1 protein-coding gene is annotated in these 1,376 nt (G+C 59.6%); it reads left to right on the forward strand.

The window, feature by feature from the left end; all coding sequences use genetic code 11:
* Positions 1 to 200: 200 nt before the first annotated feature.
* Positions 201 to 1,289: a calcium:proton antiporter gene (locus QMX98_RS34625; RefSeq protein ID WP_010463784.1), complete on the forward strand. Its 1,089-nt coding sequence runs from the start codon at positions 201 to 203 to the stop codon at positions 1,287 to 1,289.
* Positions 1,290 to 1,376: the final 87 nt, after the last annotated feature.

The raw sequence follows: 1,376 nt of genomic DNA on the forward strand, positions 1-1,376 counted from the left end.
GGCAAGCCTCGCTCCTACAAGAGCGACGCCAACCTGTAGGAGCGAGGCTTGCCCGCGAAGAGCCCCGCAAGGCCAATAAAAGTGCACGTGTCAAACCTGCTGCCATCCACTGGTGCGCTAAGGTGTAACGAAACGTTAGCGCCGCCCCGCAGTCAGTAGCTCATCACCCTGATCGCTTCACTCGGCACAAAAGGCCCGCAATGCTCACACTCCTCAAGCAAGAAAAGTTTCTGTTGCTGGCCGTGATTGCCGCGCTCGTCGCTTATCCACTGGAACACTGGATGCTGCACAGCGGCCAGCCCATCGCGCTGACCGCTGGCCTGGTGCTGATTGCCTTCATCGTCGTCGCCTCCATGCGTGTCGCCCATCACGCCGAACTGCTCGCGGAAAAAGTCGGCGACCCTTACGGCACCATGATCCTGACCCTGGCCGCCGTGCTGGTGGAAGTGGTGATCCTGGCGATCATGATGAGTAACGAAGCCTCGCCAACCCTGGTGCGCGACACGATTTACTCGGCGGTGATGCTCGACATCAACGGCATCCTCGGCCTGGCCGCGTTGATGGGTGGGATCAAGCACGGTGAACAGTCGTACAACGACGACTCGGCCCGCAGTTACAGCGTGATGATCCTCACCGCAATGGGCGTTTCCATGGTGGTGCCGGAGTTCATTCCCGAAGCTAACTGGAAGCTGTATTCGGCGTTCACGATTGGCGCGATGGTCGTGCTCTACACCCTGTTCCTGCGTATGCAGGTCGGGCCGCACAGTTACTTCTTCAGCTACAGCTACCCGGAAAAACGCCGCAGGAAAGTCCCGGAGGAGGAACCTGAACCGGTCAATCTGGCGCTGAGTATCGGCACGTTGGTGTTCGGCGTTGTGGTGATCGGCGCCTTGGCCGAAGTGATGTCCAAGACCCTCGACCTGGGCCTGGAAGGCACGGGTGCTCCGCCGGTGATTACGGCGATTCTGGTGGCGGCCATTTCCGCGGCGCCGGAGATCCTGACGGCATTGCGCGCGGCCTTGGCCAACCGGATGCAATCGGTGGTCAACATCGCCATGGGCGCGTCATTGTCGACGGTGATCCTGACGGTGCCGGTGATGGAAGCGATGGCGCTCTACACTGGCCAGCCGTTTCAGATGGCGATGACCCCGGTGCAGACGGTGATGATCTTCCTCACCCTGATCGTCAGCGCAATCAACCTCAACGACGGCGAAACCAATGCCATCGAAGGCATGACCCATTTTGTGTTGTTTGCGACGTTCATCATGTTGTCGCTGCTGGGCCTCTGAACACACCACAAATCCCCTGTAGGAGTGAGCCTGCTCGCGATAGCGGTGTGTCAGTCGACATTGAGGTTGTCTGACACACCGCTATCG

The sequence above is a fragment of the Pseudomonas sp. PS02303 genome, assembly GCF_029959925.1.
In the GTDB taxonomy this organism is placed as follows: domain Bacteria; phylum Pseudomonadota; class Gammaproteobacteria; order Pseudomonadales; family Pseudomonadaceae; genus Aquipseudomonas; species Aquipseudomonas mandelii.

Excerpts from the sequence above, each read along its gene's own strand:
- QMX98_RS34625 (WP_010463784.1), top strand. The coding sequence starts at position 201 with ATGCTCACACTCCTCAAGCAAGAAAAGTTTCTGTTGCTGGCCGTGATT.